The organism is Microbacterium sp. NPDC090007 (assembly GCF_044748345.1).
Classification (GTDB): domain Bacteria; phylum Actinomycetota; class Actinomycetes; order Actinomycetales; family Microbacteriaceae; genus Microbacterium.
Genome location: NZ_JBIVFV010000001.1, coordinates 1,346,576 through 1,364,196 on the forward strand (window position 1 = coordinate 1,346,576; position 17,621 = coordinate 1,364,196).

A 17,621-nucleotide genomic window follows, 5' to 3' on the forward strand; every position below is an offset into this window, starting at 1 on the left:
CGTTCACGGGGCGATCCTCGTCGCGACGGCGCGGCGTCCCTGATCGCGAAGACGCGCGCCTAGGCTGATCCGCGTCATGCCCGCCCGTGTTCACGCCATCCTCGTCGTGCGTCCCGAAGGACGCACGCCCGCAGCGAACCACCTGGAACGCACCCTCGCCGCCCTCGCGGCGCAGAGCCGACCGGTCGACGCGCTCACGATCGTCCTGTGCGGGTCCGACCCCGCCCTGACCCGCCTGGCCGCCTCCTCCGGCGCGGAGGGCGTGATCACGGCATCCGCCGGCACGACGTTCGCCGCGGCGACCGCCCTCGCCACGCCCCGGCTCACCGGCGACGCCGTCTGGCTGCTCGCCCAGGACACCGCCCCCGACCCCGATGCCCTCGTGCGCCTGGCGGGGGCCCTCGAGCTGTCGCCCCCGCTGGTGGTGGCCGCTCCCAAGCTTGTCGCGTGGGACGACCGCGACTCGATCCTCTCGCTCGGCGTCAGCATGAACCGCTACGGCGGTACCGTCGAACTCGCCGCGGGGGAGTTCGACCAGGGCCAGCGCGACACCGACGCCGACGTGCTCGGCTCCGACATCCGCGGTGTGCTCGTGCGCCGCGACGCCTGGACCGCCCTGGGCGGGCTCGACCCCGCGCTCGGCGGGGCCGACGAGGGACTCGACCTGGGCGTGCGCGCCCGACTGGCCGGTCACCTCGTCTCGCTCGTGCCCTCGGCGCGCGTGGCGGTGGCCGGCGACGGCGTGGCCGCGATGGCACGGGGCCGCCGCCGCGCGCGACGACGCGCCTTCGCCACCCGCACCGCGCAGTTGCATCGACGTCTGGTCTACGCCCCCGCGCCCACCGTGCTGCTGCACTGGCTGTCGTTCCTGCCCCTGGCGCTGTGGCGCACGATCATGCACCTGGTGACGAAGGTGCCCTACCGCGTGCTCCCCGAGTGGGGCGCCACGCTGCTGGTGATGGCCCGCCCCGCGGCCGTGGCCCGCGCCCGCCGCCGCATCCGCACCACGCGGCGCGTGGGATGGTCGCGCATCGCGCCGCTGCGCGTCTCGCGCGCCGACATGCGCATGCGGTGGGAGGGCGATGTCGCCGACCCCGACGCTCCCGTCCGCTCGGAACTGCACTTCTTCACGGGCGGCGGCGCGTGGGCCGTGCTCGGGGCGCTCGCCGTGTCGGCGGCGCTGTTCGCCCCCCTGCTCGCGTGGCCCGTCCTCGGCGGGGGAGGACTCGCGCCTCTGCGCGCGACGGTCACGCAGCTCTGGCAGGACGCGGCCTGGGGCGCGCGACCCCTGGGGCTGGATGCCGTCGGCCCGGCCGACCCGTTCTCGGCGATCGTCGCGCTGCTGGGCACGCTGTCGCCGGGCGACCCCTCGCGCGTCTTCGTGGTGCTGTGGGTGCTCGCGCTGCCGCTCGCCGTGCTCGGCGGCTGGTTCGCGGCGACCCGCGTCACCGAGTCCGCGCTGCTGCGCATCATCGCGGCCATCGCCTGGGCCCTCGCGCCCACCTTCCTCGCCGCGCTCACCGAGGGGCGCCCGGCGGGCGTGCTCGTACACCTGCTGCTGCCCTGGCTGTTCTACGCCGCGAGCGTCGCACACCGCTCGTGGGCGCCGGCGGGAGCGGCATCCGTTCTGCTCATCGCGGTGCTGGCGTGCGCCCCGTCGCTCGCGCCCGCGGTGGTCGTGCTGTGGTCGGCCGCCCTCGTGGTCGTCGCGCTGGTCGCCGGTCGTGGGATCGCACGCGTCATATGGCTCGTCGTGCCCTCGGCGGTGGTCTTCGCCCCGCTGGTGTGGACGCAGGTGCGCGCCGGCAACCCCTGGGGGCTGCTCGCCGATCCCGGCGTGCCCTACGCCGGCGCCGAAGCCGGCGCCGACCCGCTCGGCCGCGCCCTGCTGGCGGCGGGCTTTCCCACCTCCGACCCCGGCGGCTGGGCGAGCCTCACCGGCGGGACGGTGTGGTGGGTCGGCCTGCTCATCGCCCCGCTCGCCGTGCTCGCGCTGCTGTCGGTGCTCACGCCGCGGTGGATCGCGGCATCCGGTCTCATCTTCATCGCCGTCACGGGGCTGGCGACGGCCTTCGCCGCGGTGGGGATCGCCGTGTCGTTCGACCACTCCGTTCCCGTCGCCCTGTGGCCCGGCGCGGGGCTCAGCCTGGCGTGGGTGGGCCTGGTGGGCGCCGCGGTCATCGCTCTCGACGCGGGCGTGCACGTGCGGGTCTCGGCCCTGCGCCCCATCGGTGCGCTCCTGGCCCTGCTGCCGCTGGCGATCGCCGTCGCCCCGGCCCTGACCGCCGCGGCCGCCGGACCCGGGAGCGGGCGCACCGTGGTGACCGACGGACCCGTGTCGACCCTTCCGGCGTACGTCGCGGCCGAAGGACGCGGCTCGCTCGCGATCGGCACGATCGTGCTCGACCCCCGCAGCGACGGCCTGCGGGTGCAGGTCGTCTGGGGTGGCAGCGCGACCCTCTCGGGTCAGAGCACGGTGCAGGCCACCCGCACGACTGCGGACGAAGGCGACATCGAGCTCGCCGGCCTCGCCGCCGACCTGGTCACCCCGTCCTCGAACGACGTCGTCGAACGCCTCGCGGCGCGCGGCATCGCATTCGTGCTGCTCGAGTCCGCCCCCGACGGCGAGTCCGACGTCATCCGCGGCGACCGTCTCAGCGCCGCCTCTTCGCTGGACCAGCGCGATCTGCTCGACCCCGTCGGCGCCACCTCGCGCGGCGACCTCTGGCGCGTCAACGCCGACGTCGCGCCCCGCGCCCCGCTCGACGACCACCGCGTCGGTCTGCAGAGCCTCGTGGCCCTCGGTTCGCTCGGCGTCGTCGTGGTGGCCCTGCTGCTGGCCGTACCGACGGCGGCGTCGCGGCGCACCGCGCGCCGTACGCCCCGCATCGTGGGGCCGACCCCGGGAGGACCCCGATGAGCGAACGCCGACTCGTGCGCGTCGCCGCCACGAGCGCCCGCCTGATCGCCGGTGCCGCCGTCGCCACGGCCGCGGTGGTGGGCACGGTCGCGGCGATCGCCGCGCCCTGGCCGCAGTACACCGCCACCCCCGTCCGGGTCGACGCCACCCCCGAGGCCAGCGACACCCTGCTGGCGTGCGACGGTCCGTTGCTCGCGCTGGGACGCAGCGCCGACTCCGCCAACGGCCTGACGGCCGCCGCCTCGCAGCAGATCGTCAGCGGTCCCGCCGACGCCGACGCCGTGACGAGCGCCCTCAGCGGCGCGACCGCCGACGCCGCGGGCGACGCCCAGGCCCTGCGCGCCGCCCCGCGCGATCGCACCCCCACGCCGCTCGCCGCGGCGGGCTCGATCACCGCGGCATCCCCCGACCTGATCGGCTTCTCGGCCTCGGCCTGCCGCGCACCGCTCGCCGAGTCGTGGCTCGTGGGCGGCGCGACCACCACGGGCGCCAACGACCTCGTCGTCGTCGCCAACCCGGGTGACGTGCCGGCGACCGTGCAGCTGTCGGTCTACGGGGCGCAGGGCGTCCAGACCCCGCCGAGCGGGCAGAACCTCGTCGTCGCCGCCGGTCAGCGACGGGTCGTCCCCCTCGCCGGTCTGCTGCTGGGCGAGGAGAGCCCGATCGTCCGGGTCGAGTCCTCGGGCGCCCCCGTGCACGCTTCGCTCCAGGCCAGCCTGACCCGCGTGCTGCTGCCCGGCGGCAGCGACCAGGTCGCCCCGGCGCGACAGGCGGACACGCGCCTGGTCATGCCCGGCGTCCAGGTCATCACCACCGCCGAGGGCCAGGCGGGCACCGTGCTGCGGCTGCTGTCGCCCGGATCCGACGCCACTGCGACGGTGACCGTCCTGCCGCTGGATGCCACGGCATCCGCCCCCGCTCCCACCGCCGTGCCGCTGACGGCCGGACTCCCGACCTCGCTCGACCTGTCCGGACTCGCGGGGGGTGCGTACACCGTCGAGGTGTCGGCGACCTCGCCGGTGGTGGGCGCGACGTGGTCGACGACGGGCTTCGGCGAGGGGGCGGACTTCGCCTGGTACGCCGACGCCCCCCAGATCGAGGCGACGAGCGTGATCGCCGTCGCGGACGGGGCGGGCGCGAACGTCGCCGTCGCCCTGGCGGCGAGCGGATCCGAGGCGATCGTCACCCTCACTCCGGTCGCGGGCGGCGATGCCGTGTCGACGACGGTCGCGGCCGGTGCGACGGCCGCCGTTCCGGTGGCCGCCGGGGTCTACCGACTCGAAACGACCGCCGGCGTGCGGGCGGCCGTGACCTACGCGGGGCCGGGAGCGCTGGCGTCCTACCCGCTGTGGCCGGCGGATGCCGCGGCCTCGGCGCTGACCGTCCTGCCCTGAGCGGGCGTCCCTCTCGCGCGGCGCCGCTGGATGGCGCGGGTCGGGGGGAGGGGTGTTCTCGGCGTGCGGCGCCGGTGGAGCCCGCGGGTCAGAAGAAGCGGAAGCGCTCGGGGCCGAGATCCCACGGGTCGCGGTCGAGGTACTCGGCCGCCGCCCGGAAGACGGCGCCCTCGATCATCATCCGCCGGTGCAGATCGTCGTCGTGATGCGGGTGCCCGAGGCGTTCGATCGGCACGCGGTAGAGGATGATCCGCTTCTCGTCGCGCAGCACCGTCCATCGAGGGATGCCGTCGGCCGCCGCCGGGGGCATGATCCCGATCTCGAACGACACCTCTCGCAGGTCCGACCACGCGGACCGCAGGAACTCCGCGGCGGCGCCCACGGCGATGTCGAACCGCTCGACGCGGGTGTCGATCGGGGGCAGCGGGGGACGCACGACCGGGCTGCGGTTCTCGCGGCCGTGACGACCGTGACGCGACGGACGGACGACCGGTCGCGCTTCGCGGGAACGCCGACGCATCATGCAGCCATCCTACGTTCGCCGAAGCGGGGGGACGGGCATCGGGGCCGAGGGTGGGGGTCGCCGGTGGGTGGGGTCGCCGGGAGGGATCGCTGGGCACGACGGCGGGAGTTGGGGGCGACATGCCGGGTGTGGCCGGGCGGGGTTGCCGTGCACAACGGCGGGAGGTGGGGGCGACATTCCGGGTGAGGGTGGGGTCGGGCGGCGTGTCGTGGAATCAACCCGCCGTTGTGCGCGGCCCGGTGCCGGCCGCCGCCCGCCCTCTGCGGGGCCCGACTGCGGGTGGTCGCCCGCCTCCTCGCACGGCCCGCTTTCGTCCGGCATGACTGGCGGGAGGGATCGCCGGGCACAACGGCGGGCGGATGCCGGGACACGCCGCGTGTGAGCGCACGAGTGCGGCGTGTCCCGGCATCCGCCCGCCTTTGTGCACGGTTCGGCCCGCCCGTCCACCCTCCCCGCCCCCGCCCCGTCCACCCTCCCCGCCCCCGCCCCATCCACCCCCACCCGGCCCGTCCACCGCCCCGCGTCCCGAAGCCCGACGCTGCGGCGCGGCGTCGCGGCGGTGCCGTGGGGGCTGGCTAGGCTGACCCGCGATGCGCGACAGACTCTGCTCGAAGGTGGGATGCGCCCGCGAGGCGATGAGCACCCTCACCTACGACTACGGCGACCAGATGGCGGCGCTCGGCCCCCTGGGGCGCGCGGGCGACCCGCACGCGCACGACCTGTGCGCGATCCACGCCGACCGACTGTCGGTCCCCAAGGGATGGGTCGTCGTGCGGCACGAAACGCTGCGCACCTGACGGATGCCGGGCCCCGGGCCCGCAGCGATCCTCCGATCGTGGTGCCCGTCGTCTCCCCGCGCTCCGCGATGCGCCGCCTCAGGCGCGTTCGGTGAGGGCCGCGGCCCGCTCGTTCTCGAGCAGCAGGGCGCGGTACTCGCGGTCGCGCCGCACCGCCGACACCGCGCGGACGAGGGTCTCGGCATCCGTCTCGGGCACGGGGGAGACGAACGGCCGCACCGCCTCGGCCAGCTGGGCGGCGACGCGCGCGCGAGCCGAGGGCTCGAGCGCGGCGGCACCCCGCACGAACTGAGAGACGCGCGCCGCCAACCGGTCGGGTAGTCGCGAGACGTCGGCGATCGCGGCCCACGCCTCGAGCCCGGGAGGGATGCCGGGCGCCGCCGGCGGGAGGGGTCTGGTCCGGGTGCGCTCGCTGGCGGTTCCCGCGAGCAGGTCGCCCAGGCGCTGGGCGCGGGGGGTGAAGATCCCGACCACCGCCGCGATCGCCCCGAGGGTGGACCAGATCTCGAGCACCCCGGTCAGGGCGCGGATCAGCGCCTGCCGGAATCCGGCGGCGCCGCCGTCGGTGCGCACGATACGGGCGCCCACCGCGAGACGACCGAGGCTGCGCCCGCGCGAGAGCGTCTCGACCGCGGTGGGCAGGGCGACGAACACCAGCACGATCAGCGAGATCACCCCGATGTTCACCGCCGACTCGGCGATCACGCCCTGATCGATCAGCACCCCCAGCAGCAGGACGCCCCCGACCAGGACCACCGCGCCGACGAGCAGGTCGATGAGCGCCCCCACCGCGCGCAAGAAGAAGCCGACGGGCTGCACGTCGAGGGCGACGGCCTCGCCCGTGAGCGTTTCGTCCGCGTGCGTGTGCACCAGCGCGACCGCGGGCGCGGGGGTCGAGGGCGAAGCCATGCGTACAGTTGACCACATGGACCTCGACGCCCTCACGGCCGCCCGGCGCGACGAGTGGGCGCGACTGGACGAACTGGGCCGGCGCCGGCGACTGAGCGGACCCGAGGTCGACGAGCTCGTCACCCGCTATCGTGCGGCCTCGGCCGACCTGGCCGACATCAAGACCTCGGCGGGGCGCACCGACCAGGGCGATCACGTCTCGATCCTGCTCGCGCGCACGCGACTGCGTCTGACGGGCGTCCGCGACAACGTCCTGAAGCAGCTGCCGCGGTTCTTCGTGCTCCAGCTGCCCGCGGCGCTGTACCGCGTGCGGTGGATGACGCTGGCGGTGGCGTTGTTCTTCATCGCCGTGTCGACGCTCGTGGCCCTGTGGATCTCGGGCGATCCGGCCGCCGTGGCGGCCCTGGGGTCGCAGAGCGAACTGCAGAACTACGCCGACGAGCAGTTCGTCAGCTACTACCGCGAGAACCCGAATGCGATCTTCGCCGGAACGGTGTGGACCAACAACGCCTGGATCGCCGCGCAGTGCGTGCTGTTCGGGGTGACGGGGTTCTGGCCCGTCATGGTCATCATGCAGAACGCGGTGGGCGTGGGCAGCTCGGCGGCGATCATGATCGCCTTCGACCGCGCCGACGTCTTCTTCCAGTTCATCCTCCCGCACGGCCTGTTGGAGCTCACGTCGATCTTCGTCGCCGGTGCGGCGGGGCTGCAGATCTTCTGGGCCTGGGTGGCGCCGGGGCGTCGCACGCGCGCCGCGGCGCTCGCCGCCGCCGGTCGCTCGCTCGCGACCGTCGCGGTGGGACTGGTGTTCGCCCTCGCGCTGTCGGGCGTCGTAGAAGGCTTCGTCACCCCGCGCGAGTGGCCGTGGCCGATCAAGATCGCGATCGGTGCCGCTGCGCTCGGGGTGCTCCTGTTCTACATGCTGGGGGTGGGCCGGCGCGCGGCCCGGGCCGGTGAGACGGGCGATGTCACCGAGTACGAGGCGGGGACTCCCACGCTCACGGCCGGGTGACGGCATCCGGGTTCCCGACCGTTCCCCGGCGTGTCATTTTTGATTCATTCAAAACTGGCTAGGCTGGGTCGCATGCTCGACAGTCAGCCGGACGCCGCCGCGGATGCCCTCATCCGCGGAGCCGGGCTGCGGGTGACGGCGACGCGTGTCGCCGTGCTCGAGGCCCTGCGCGACCGGCCGCACGCCACCGCCGACGACGTCTACGCGCGTCTGGTCGGCCTCCTCCCCGGAACGAGCAAGCAATCGGTGTACAACGCGCTCGGCGATTTCGCCGACGCGGGTCTGGCCCGACGCATCGAACCGGCCGGTCACTCCGGCACGTTCGAGCTGCGCGTGGGCGACAACCACCACCACGTGGTGTGCACCCGGTGCGGACGCATCGACGACGTGGACTGCGTCGTCGGCGAAGCGCCGTGCCTGCATGCGCCGGAGGGGAGCGGTTTCGTCATCGAGACGGCCGAGGTGACGTTCTGGGGCGTGTGCCCCGACTGCCGAGCGGAATCCGACCAAGAGAACCCGAGAGGATCCCGATGAGCGACACTCTGAACGGATGCCCCGTCTTCCACGACGGCGCCGCCCCCGACAACAGCCGCCTGGGCACGGGCGAGGCCCCCGCCGACAGCGAGCCCGCCGGCGCCCTGCCGCACCCCACCCAGGGATCGGCCAACCGCGTGTGGTGGCCCGAGAGCCTGAACGTCAAGATCCTCGCCAAGAACACCGCCCAGCGCGACCCGCTCGATCAGGACTTCGACTACCGCGCGGCCTTCGAGGCCCTGGACCTCGCGGCCGTCAAGAAGGATCTGCAGCAGGTCATGACGACCTCGCAGGACTGGTGGCCCGCCGATTTCGGCCACTACGGCCCCCTCATGATCCGCATGGCCTGGCACAGCGCCGGAACCTATCGCGTCACCGACGGGCGTGGCGGATCCGGCGCCGGCATGCAGCGCTTCGCCCCGCTGAACAGCTGGCCCGACAACGTCAACCTCGACAAGGCGCGTCGACTGCTCTGGCCGGTCAAGAAGAAGTACGGCCAGTCGATCTCGTGGGCCGACCTCATGATCCTCGCCGGCAATGTCGCGCTCGAGGACATGGGCTTCCCGACCTTCGGTTTCGCCGGCGGCCGCACCGACGTGTGGGAGCCCGACGACGATGTGTACTGGGGTCCCGAGACCACCTGGCTCGGCGACGACCGCTACACCGGGGACCGCGAGCTCGAGCGGCCGCTCGCCGCCGTCCAGATGGGGCTGATCTACGTCAACCCCGAGGGTCCCAACGGCAACCCCGACCCGCAGCTGTCCGCCAACGACATCCGCGAGACGTTCGGGCGCATGGCGATGAACGACGAAGAGACCGTCGCGCTCATCGCCGGTGGCCACACCTTCGGCAAGACCCACGGCGCCGGCGCGGAGTCGAACGTGGGCGTCAACCCCGAGTCCGCCGGCATCGAGGATCAGGGCTTCGGCTGGAAGAACAGCCACGGCACCGGCAAGGGCGACGACACCATCACCAGCGGTCTCGAGGTCACCTGGACCTACCACCCGACCCGCTGGGACAACGAGTTCTTCCACATCCTGTTCGCCTACGAGTGGGAGCTCTTCCAGAGCCCCGCGGGCGCCCACCAGTGGCGGCCGAAGAACGGCGGGGGAGCCGACATGGTGCCGCTCGCCCACTCCGAGGGACGTCGCGAGCCGCGCATGCTCACGAGCGACCTGGCGCTGCGCGTCGACCCCGCCTACGAGAAGATCTCTCGGCGCTTCGCCGAGGACCCCGCCGCGTTCCAGGACGCCTTCGCCCGCGCCTGGTTCAAGCTGACCCATCGCGACATGGGTCCGCGCGAGCGCTACCTCGGCTCCGAGGTCCCCGCCGAGGTGCTCGTCTGGCAGGACCCGGTGCCCGCCGTGGACCACCCCCTGATCGACGCCGCGGATGCCGCGACGCTCAAGCAGCGGATCCTCGACAGCGGCCTGTCGGTGCAGCAGCTCGTCACGACGACCTGGGCCGCGGCATCCACCTTCCGCGGCAGCGACAAGCGCGGCGGTGTGAACGGCGCGCGCATCCGCCTCGAGCCCCAGAAGGACTGGACGGTCAACAACCCCGAGCAGTTGGCATCCGTGCTCTCCGTCCTCGAGGATGTGAAGGCCGCGTTCGACGCTGAGGGCGAGAAGAAGGTCTCGATCGCCGACCTGATCGTGCTCGCCGGTAACGCCGGGGTCGAGCAGGCCGCCCTCGCCGGCGGCGTCGAGGTCGAGGTGCCCTTCGCCCCCGGCCGCACCGACGCCACGCAGGAGCAGACCGAGATCGAGTCCTTCCGCTGGCTCGAGCCGATCGCCGACGGCTTCCGCAACTACGCCTCGCGCGAGACGCGCCTGCCCGCGGAGTTCCTGCTGCTGGACAAGGCCAACCTGCTCACTCTGACCGCACCCGAGATGACCGTGCTGGTCGGCGGCCTGCGGGCCATCGGCGCGAACTGGGACGGCTCGGACTGGGGCGTGTTCACCGACACCCCCGGTGCCCTGACCAACGACGTGTTCGCGAACCTGCTCGACCTGGGCACCACGTGGAAGCCGCTCGACGCCGGCAAGCACGCCTTCATCGGCACCAAGGACGGTTCGGGCGACAAGGTCGGCGTCGGTACCCGCGTCGACCTCGTGTTCTCGTCGAACTCCGAGCTGCGCGCGCTCGCCGAGGTCTACGCCTCGGATGACGCGAAGGAGAAGTTCGTCCGCGACTTCGTCGCCGCGTGGCGCAAGGTCACCGAGCTCGACCGGTTCGACCTGGTCTGAGCGCGGTCCGCTGCGGCTCGGTCGTCGCGGCATGCGGAAGGCCTGTCCCCCTCGCGGGGCGGGCCTTCTGCCGTGTGGCCGGGGCGGCTGCCGTGCGGCGGGGCTTGCGACCTCGTCCCCCTTGCGGTCGGTCGGGGCTGCGCCGGGTGACCATCGGTGGGACCTACGCCCGCCGGACGGGGGACGAGGTGCCGGCCGGCGGGCGGGGTCAGGCGCGGGACAGCCGCCGCAGCCCCTCGTCGAGCGACACCGTCGGGCTCCAGCGCAGATCGCGGCGGATCCCGGTCTGGTCGAACCAGTGCGCGGTCGACAACTGCTCGGCGAGAAAGCGCGTCATGGGCGGTTCGTCCTGCCCCGGTCGCACGGCCCACACGCGTTCGATGAGCGACCCGGCTGCCCGGGCGAGACCCGCCGGCACGCTGAAGCGCGGCGGGGCGACCCCCGACGCGCGGCAGATGCCCGCGAGCAGGTCGCCGACCGGGCGCGGTTCGCCGTTGGTCAGGACGTAGGCCCGGCCGCTGACGTCCTCGGCGCGCGCCAGGGCGGCGACGATCCCGGATGCCGCGTTGTCGACGTAGGTGGAATCGATCAACGCCGTGCCGCCGTCCAGCAGCGGCAGCGTGCCCCGGCGGGCGCGCGCGACGACCCGCGCGATCAGCTGCGTGTCGCCCGGCCCCCACACCAGGTGCGGCCGGATCGCCACGAGGGCCGTGTCGCCACCCGCGCGCGAGAGCGCGAGGAGTTCGGCCTCGGCCTTGGTGCGGGCGTATTCGCCGTGCGCGGAGTCCGGGTCGGCGGGTTGGGCGCCGACGCCGGCGAGGGCGTGACCCGCGTGCGCGACCGACGGCGACGACACGTGCACGAGGCGTCGGACCCCCGCGGCGGCCGCGGCGTCGAGCAGCGTGCGGGTGCCCTCGACGTTGACCGCGCGGAAGTCGGCCGGATCGCCCGCGAGCGAGACCTTCGCGGCCAGATGAACGACCGCGTCCACACCCGACACGGCGGATGCCACGGCATCCGGATCCGTCACCGAGCCGAGGCGGTCCTCGGCGCCGTCGACGCCCGAGGGGCGGCGCTGCAGTGTGCGCACGGTGTGTCCGGCGTCGTGCAGTGCGCGGACGACGGCCCGCCCGAGGAAGCCGGACGCGCCGGTGGCGAGGACCCTCACAGCGCGCTCGGCTTCTCGCCGGCGAGGACGCGTTCGGCCCACGCGGCGACGCGGGAGCGGTCGATCTTGGAGTTGTGGCGGATGTCGGTCGGCAGGGTCGGGACCACCAGGACCGCGGCCAGGCGCTGCGCGGTCGCCGCGCGCACGGCGTCGGTCAGATCGGGGGATGCCAGCCCCGGCCGCCGGGTTCCGGCCTCGACGACCGCGACCACGACCTGCCGCCCCGCCGGTCCCACGCCGACGGCCGCCGCGCGGGAGACGGTCGGGACGGTTTCGACGTCCTGCTCGACCCCGACCGGGGTGACCGGGCCGTCGGCGGTGGTGATGACGTGGGGGAGGCGCCCCTCGACCCACAGGCGGCCGTCCGCGTCGAGATGCCCGACGTCACCCGTGCGGTGCCACCGCTCGCCGAGGCCGCGGCGCGCCTCGCGGTCGGTGAGGTGCAGACGGAAGTACCCGCTCTTGAGGTGCGGCGCCGAGATGACGATCTCGCCCGTCACACCGGCGTCGGTGATCGTGTCGCCCGCCGCTCGTCCGCGCTCGTCGAGCGGCGAGATGCGCACCTCGCCGGTTCCGAGCGGTCGGCCCACGCAGACACCCCGGTCGCCGTGAGCGGCTTCGATCTCGGGCAGGGTCACGTCGGCGACGAGCAGGCACTCGGTCATGCCGTAGGGGGTGTGCGCCACCGCGTTCGGCATCAGGGCCTGCGCGCGCCGCAACAGGTCGACGCCGACGGGGGCCCCGGTCGACAGGAACGTCTGCACGCGCTCGAGGGCCGTGCGATCGGCATCCGTCAGCTCCGACGCGGTGGCCACGACGTTGGCGACGGCGGCGGGCGAGAGGAACACGATGCGCGCGTCCGAGGCCCGCACGGCAGCGGCGACGGCGGCCGCGGTGAGCGTGCGCGGGGCGGACACATCCATGTCGGGCGTCGCCGACCGGGTGCCCAGGGCCGGGCCGAGCAGCGCGAACGGGGCGAAACCGGTGACCAGGCCCGTCTCTGCCGTGACGCCGAAGTGCGCGGCGAGGGTGTCGCGCAGCGCCGTCAGCTGCGCGTGCGTGTACACGACGCCCTTGGCCGGACCCGTCGAGCCCGAGGTGAACAGCACGGCCGCGTCGGCGTCGGCCGCCGGCGGCTCGGGCAGCGCACGGCCGCGACCGGCGCGCGCGAGATCGGACAGGCTCGCCTCGACGCCCAGCGCGCGCGACGCGGCAGCGGGCAGCGAAGCGGCCGAGATGCGGCGGCCGGGCCACCCGAGGGCTCGCGCCGCGGCGAGTCCCGCGGCCTCGCCGATCACGACGTCGGGCACGGCGCCCCGCACGGCGCGCGACAGACCCCGGATGCCCAGACCCCGGTCGGCGACGACGACGACGGCCCCGATGCGCAGGCACGCGTACAGCGCGGCGGTCAGCGTCGGACCCGGCTGCACGAGCAGCGACACGCGGTCGCCGGCCCGCACGCCGAACGCGTCGAGCCCGGCCGCGATCTCGTCGACACGGGCGGCCAACCGACGCCAGCTCACCCGCAGCGGCTCGGCGTCGCGCGGGGTGCTCATGTCGATCACGGCGGTGTCGTCGTCGTCGCGGCGGGCGGCGAGGGCGTCCCACAGGCGCCCGGTCGACGCCTCGGCCGACCGGCGTCTGGTGCGGGTCCGCCGCGACGGTTCCGGCGCGGCATCCGTCACCTTCTCGTCGAGCCAGTCGAGGACGACCTCGGCGTAGGGGCGTTCCTCGGCGATAAGGTGGCCGGCGCCCTCGAAACGGTGCACGTCGGCGTGCGGCATCCGCTCGGCCAGGTCGTCGAGGTGGTCCTCGCCGAAGACGGGGTCCTTCGGTCCGCGCAGCAGCAGCGCCGGCACCGTCAGCTCGCGCAGGCCCGCCGACATCCGGTGCAGCGCCGGAGTGCTCTCGTGCTCGGGCGTCGCCGGGATGTCGGCGACGAACCCGCCGATGCCGCGGCGGCGCGCCACGGTCGCGTACGGGCTGCGGAACGCCGCGCGCACGGCCGGGTCGAGGTCGGCCAGGGCCAGGGTGACGTCGAGGAACGCGGTCGTCCCCGTCGTGCCGGCGGCGAGCATGCCCCGCGCGGTCGCCACGCGCAGCGCGAACGGCAGAGCCGCCCCTTCGGGGTGATGGACGGCGGTGTTCAGCGCCATCACCGCGGCGAGCCGGTCGCGGTTCTCGACCGCCCACCCCAGCGAGACGGGCCCGCCCCAGTCGTGCCCGAGAGTGACGATCGGCCCCGGGATGCCGAGCTCGCTCACGAGCGCGTCGAGATCGGCGATCCGCTGCCCGAGCGTGCGCCGCAGGGGGGTGCGCTCCGAGAAGCCCATCTCGAGCTGGTCGACGGCGACGACGCGCCAGGCGGTGCGCCCCGCGTCGGCGCGCGCGAGCGAGGCGGTGACCAGGGCCCGCCAGAGGTAGGACCAGGTCGGGTTGCCGTGGACCGCCACGATCGTGCCCACCGGCTCGATGCCCCGTTGGGCGAGGGCGTCGCCCGTGTCGAGCACGTGCCAGGTGCGCGTCGCGCCGGCATCGGCGAGGACGCCGTCGACGCCGACGAGACGGGAGAGGGCGGGGTCGAGTCCGGGCAGCCCCGCGGGCGGAAGGGTGGCCTGCGGGCCGGTCACGCGCGGACGGCTCACCAGGCCAGCTCCAGCATGCCGGTGTTCAAGCCGGAGCCCACTCCCATCAGCAGCACGCGATCGCCCCGGCGCAGCGTCTTCTGCTCGGCGGCCAGGGTGATGGGAATGGATGCCGGGCCCACGTTGCCCAGGTTCGGATAGGTCACGGGTACGCGCTCGCGGTCGAGCTTGGCCGCGCGGACGATCGCCGAGGTGTGCACCGACGACACCTGGTGGGTGACGTAGCGGTCCATGCCGGTCCATGAGAACTCGTCCTTGGCCTCTTTCCACGCCGAGACGACGAGGTCGAGACCGCCCTTGAGCAGCGCCTTGGCGTCGGTGAACATCCCGTCGACGCTGCCCACGCACAGGTCGTAGAACTGCGTCGCCGCGCGCGTCACGCCGCCGACGATGCGATGGCCCTCGGGGTGGTCGCTCGCGCGACCGAGGACGGCCGCGGCGGCACCGGAGCCGAGCGTCAGCGAGGCGAACTCCTGCATGAAGGCGTCGCGGTCGAGGTCTTCGCGCACGAGGCGGTTGATGGTGTTCACCTGGATCTCGTCGGCATCCTCGCCGTTGACGATCAGGGCGTACTTGACCTGGCCCGACTCGATCATGCCGGCCGCCAGGCTCATGCCGTTGATGAAACCGAGGCACGCGTTGGCGACGTCGAAGTTGATCGCCGAGCTCGGCAATCCCAGGCCGTGGTGCAGGCGGACCGCGACCGAGGGCTCGAGGTGCTTGCGGGTGACCGACGTGTTGATGATCAGCCCGATCTCGCTCGGGTCGACACCGGCCTCGGCCAGGGCCTGCTTGCCCGCGGCGATGGTGGCCTCGTCGGACGACTCGCCCTCGGCCCAGTTGCGGCGCTCGTTCACTCCCGCCACGCGGCGCAGCAGCCCCGGCTTGAGCTTGAGGCGCTTCAGCGCGGGAGCCAGACGCTCCTCGATGTCGTCCGACGTCGTGACGCGGCTGGGCAGGACGCTCGCCACCGATACGAGGGCCACATCGTCGAAGTGCGTGGTGGCGTTACCTGGCAAGAGAGCTCCCGCATCCTGTGCGTAGACGGCGAGGCCGCGCGCGGAGGGGACACGCTGACGGCTGGAAGGGTACCCCCCAGAATAAGCCGGGACGTATGTCGCGGGCTGCATGCGGGCTGGACGTGCTAGAGGCGCCCCGCGGCCTTGAGCGCCAGGTAGCGGTCGGCGACCAGGGGCGGCAGCTCGTCGGCGGAGGCCGAGACCGCGTCTCCGCCGGCGCGCACGACCGCGTCGCGCACGCGCTGGGCGTCATGACGGGCCCGCTCGACCGCCGCGGCGGCGTACACGTCCGCCGCATCGCGATGGACCGGGATGTCCCCCGGGCCGTCCGTGGCCGTGGCCACGAGCAGGCGCGAGCGCTGGGCGACGGCGGGGAGGGCCGCGAGGAAACCCCGCGCCGCTTCCGGATCGTCGGCGGCGGTGAGCAGCACCACGAGGGCCGGACGCACCGACAGTCCGCGCACCTGGGCGAGGGCCGCATCCCAGTCGGTGTCGATGAGCTGCGGGTCGACGGGGGCCATGGCATCCACCAGGGCGGGCAGCAGCTGCGTGCCGTCGACCCGGGTGACGCGGGCGCGGGTGACGCGATCGAACATGAGCAGGTGCACGTGATCGCCCGCCCGTGCGGCGAGGACCGACAGCAGCAGCGCCGCCTCCATCGCGGCGTCCAGCCGGACGCCGTCGCCGACGCGGGCGGCGGCCGTGCGCCCCGTGTCGATGACGATCACGACATGTCTGTCGCGCTCGGGGCGCCACGTGCGCAGCATGGTCGTGCCCGCGCGGGCCGTGGCCCGCCAGTCGATCGAGCGGACGTCGTCGCCGCGGACGTACTCGCGCAGGCTGTCGAACTCGGTGCCCTGGCCGCGCACCTGCAGCGTGGTGTTGCCGTCGAGCTCGCGCAGGCGCGCCAGCCGCGACGGCAGGTGCCGACGCGAGGTGAACGGCGGGAGGACGCGCAACCGCGCGGGCGCGTCCTGCCGCGCCTGGCGTCCGGCCAGGCCCAGGGGGCCGATGGCGCGCACCACGACGAACGCGCTGCGCAGCTCGCCGCGACGGCGGGGGAGCAGGGGGAGCGGCGCGCCGCGGCGCTCCCCGGGCGGGACGACGAGACTCTGCCGCGCCGCGGGGGCCCCCGCGGTCGGCTGCCAGGCGTCGCGGACGCGGGCGCGCAGCAGTCTCGAGCCCCGGTTCTGCACGCGGATCTCGCCCGCGACCGGTTCGTCGCGCAACGCGCGGTCGGGGTGCGTGCGGGTGATCTCGACCCGGCGCGGGTCGGCCGCGAGGGCGACGTCAACGCCCGTCAGCACCGCGCACAGCAGCACCCACCCGCCCGCGACGACCCACGCGGGCGCGCCGCCCGCGGCGAACACCACGAGCGGCACGACACCGAGGGCGACGAGCAGGGCGAGGCGGCCGGTCACGACCATCAGATCGGCACGCGGGTCTGCTGCAGGACGGAGGTGAGGATGGCATCCACCGAGACGCCCTCGATCTCGGCCTCGGGCCGCAGGCGGATGCGGTGACGCCAGACGGGCACCAGCATGGTCTGCACGTGGTCGGGGGTGATCGCCGGGTACCCGCCGAGCCACGCCCACGCCTTGGCCGCCGCGAGCAGACCGGTCGTCGCGCGCGGGCTCACCCCCAGCAGCACCGACGGGCTCTGCCGGGTCGCCCGGGCGAGGTCGACGACGTACCCGAGCAGGTCGTCGTCGACGGCGACCGAGGCCGCCGCGCGCTGTGCGGCCAGGATCTCGGATGCCGTGACCACCGGCTCGACACCGGCGTCGCCGAGGCGGCGGGGGTCGAAGCCGTCCGCGTGCCGACGCAGCACGTCGACCTCTGCGTCGCGGCCGGGCAGGTCGACGAGGAGCTTGAGCAGGAAGCGGTCCAGCTGCGCCTCGGGAAGGGTGTACGTGCCCTCGTGCTCGATCGGGTTCTGCGTGGCCGCGACCAGGAAGGGGTCGGGCAGGGGCCGGCTCTCGCCGTCGGTCGACACCTGCCGCTCCTCCATGGCCTCGAGCAGGGCCGCCTGCGTCTTGGGGGGCGTGCGGTTGATCTCGTCGGCCAGCAGCACGTGGGTGAACACGGGGCCGGCGCGGAAGTCGAAGCCGCCCGCACGCGCGTCGTAGACGAGCGAGCCCGTGACGTCGCCGGGCATGAGGTCGGGAGTGAACTGCACGCGTCGCGTGTCGAGGCCCAGCGCGCGGCTGAACGAGCGCACCAACAGCGTCTTGGCGACGCCGGGGACGCCCTCGAGCAGGACGTGCCCGCGCGCGAGCAGGGCGATCAGCAGGCCGGTGACGGTGCCGTCCTGACCGACGACGGCCTTGCCGACCTCGAGACGCACTCGGTGCATCGCGTCGCGCAACGCCGCGTGGTCGGCCGCGGTCTCGGCGGCGACGCGCGTCGCCTGCGCGGGTGCGGGCCAGGCCGGGGTGTCGGGGGTGTCGC

13 protein-coding genes are annotated in these 17,621 nt (G+C 74.3%); 6 read left to right on the forward strand and 7 right to left on the reverse strand.

Annotated features, from left to right (window positions below):
- Nucleotides 1–76 precede the first annotated feature (76 nt).
- Nucleotides 77–2,920 carry a glycosyltransferase family 2 protein gene (locus ACIPVB_RS06250; RefSeq protein ID WP_400367653.1) on the forward strand — a complete coding sequence of 948 codons (2,844 nt, stop codon included), beginning with the start codon at nucleotides 77–79 and terminating at the stop codon, nucleotides 2,918–2,920.
- On the forward strand, nucleotides 2,917–4,314 hold the full coding sequence (locus ACIPVB_RS06255; RefSeq protein ID WP_400367654.1) for a DUF5719 family protein: 1,398 nt from the start codon (nucleotides 2,917–2,919) through the stop codon (nucleotides 4,312–4,314). The genes ACIPVB_RS06250 and ACIPVB_RS06255 overlap by 4 nt, the downstream gene beginning before the upstream one ends.
- A gap of 88 nt (nucleotides 4,315–4,402) precedes the next feature.
- On the opposite strand, the gene ACIPVB_RS06260 is transcribed toward ACIPVB_RS06255, so the two are convergent.
- Complete coding sequence (locus ACIPVB_RS06260) at nucleotides 4,403–4,834, reverse strand: hypothetical protein (protein ID WP_191966730.1); 432 nt, start codon at nucleotides 4,832–4,834, stop codon at nucleotides 4,403–4,405.
- Between the two features lie 593 nt (nucleotides 4,835–5,427).
- On the opposite strand from ACIPVB_RS06260, the gene ACIPVB_RS06265 reads away from it, so the two are divergent.
- Nucleotides 5,428–5,634, forward strand: a complete 207-nt coding sequence (locus ACIPVB_RS06265; RefSeq protein ID WP_400367655.1) for a DUF3499 family protein — start codon at nucleotides 5,428–5,430, stop codon at nucleotides 5,632–5,634.
- A 78-nt stretch (nucleotides 5,635–5,712) separates the two neighbouring features.
- Here the strand turns inward: ACIPVB_RS06265 and ACIPVB_RS06270 are convergent, their stop codons facing one another.
- Nucleotides 5,713–6,543, reverse strand: a complete 831-nt coding sequence (locus ACIPVB_RS06270; protein ID WP_400367656.1) for an RDD family protein — start codon at nucleotides 6,541–6,543, stop codon at nucleotides 5,713–5,715.
- A gap of 16 nt (nucleotides 6,544–6,559) precedes the next feature.
- Here ACIPVB_RS06270 and ACIPVB_RS06275 point away from each other — a divergent pair, with 16 nt between their 5' ends.
- The 3 genes from ACIPVB_RS06275 to katG all read left to right on the forward strand — a co-directional run bounded on the left by ACIPVB_RS06275 (nucleotide 6,560) and on the right by katG (nucleotide 10,338).
- Nucleotides 6,560–7,555, forward strand: coding sequence for a stage II sporulation protein M (locus ACIPVB_RS06275; protein WP_400367657.1), 996 nt, complete (start codon nucleotides 6,560–6,562; stop codon nucleotides 7,553–7,555).
- Between the two features lie 72 nt (nucleotides 7,556–7,627).
- Complete coding sequence (locus tag ACIPVB_RS06280) at nucleotides 7,628–8,089, forward strand: Fur family transcriptional regulator (RefSeq protein WP_400367658.1); 462 nt, start codon at nucleotides 7,628–7,630, stop codon at nucleotides 8,087–8,089.
- Complete coding sequence (gene katG / locus ACIPVB_RS06285) at nucleotides 8,086–10,338, forward strand: catalase/peroxidase HPI (RefSeq protein ID WP_400367659.1); 2,253 nt, start codon at nucleotides 8,086–8,088, stop codon at nucleotides 10,336–10,338. Before ACIPVB_RS06280 ends, katG begins: the two co-directional genes overlap by 4 nt.
- A gap of 208 nt (nucleotides 10,339–10,546) precedes the next feature.
- On the opposite strand, the gene ACIPVB_RS06290 is transcribed toward katG, so the two are convergent.
- The 5 genes from ACIPVB_RS06290 to ACIPVB_RS06310 all read right to left on the reverse strand — a co-directional run bounded on the left by ACIPVB_RS06290 (nucleotide 10,547) and on the right by ACIPVB_RS06310 (nucleotide 17,526).
- On the reverse strand, nucleotides 10,547–11,506 hold the full coding sequence (locus ACIPVB_RS06290) for an NAD-dependent epimerase/dehydratase family protein (RefSeq protein ID WP_400367660.1): 960 nt from the start codon (nucleotides 11,504–11,506) through the stop codon (nucleotides 10,547–10,549).
- Nucleotides 11,503–14,151: an alpha/beta fold hydrolase gene (locus ACIPVB_RS06295; RefSeq protein ID WP_400367661.1), complete on the reverse strand. Its 2,649-nt coding sequence runs from the start codon at nucleotides 14,149–14,151 to the stop codon at nucleotides 11,503–11,505. The genes ACIPVB_RS06290 and ACIPVB_RS06295 overlap by 4 nt, the downstream gene beginning before the upstream one ends.
- A complete protein-coding gene (locus ACIPVB_RS06300) occupies nucleotides 14,148–15,170 on the reverse strand; it encodes a 3-oxoacyl-ACP synthase III (RefSeq protein WP_400367662.1) in 1,023 nt (340 codons plus the stop codon). Before ACIPVB_RS06300 ends, ACIPVB_RS06295 begins: the two co-directional genes overlap by 4 nt.
- A gap of 125 nt (nucleotides 15,171–15,295) precedes the next feature.
- Entirely contained in the window at nucleotides 15,296–16,597 is a 1,302-nt protein-coding gene (locus ACIPVB_RS06305; protein WP_400367663.1) for a DUF58 domain-containing protein, read from the reverse strand.
- Nucleotides 16,597–17,526: an AAA family ATPase gene (locus ACIPVB_RS06310; RefSeq protein WP_400368195.1), complete on the reverse strand. Its 930-nt coding sequence runs from the start codon at nucleotides 17,524–17,526 to the stop codon at nucleotides 16,597–16,599. The genes ACIPVB_RS06305 and ACIPVB_RS06310 overlap by 1 nt, the downstream gene beginning before the upstream one ends.
- Between the last annotated feature and the right edge of the window lie 95 nt (nucleotides 17,527–17,621).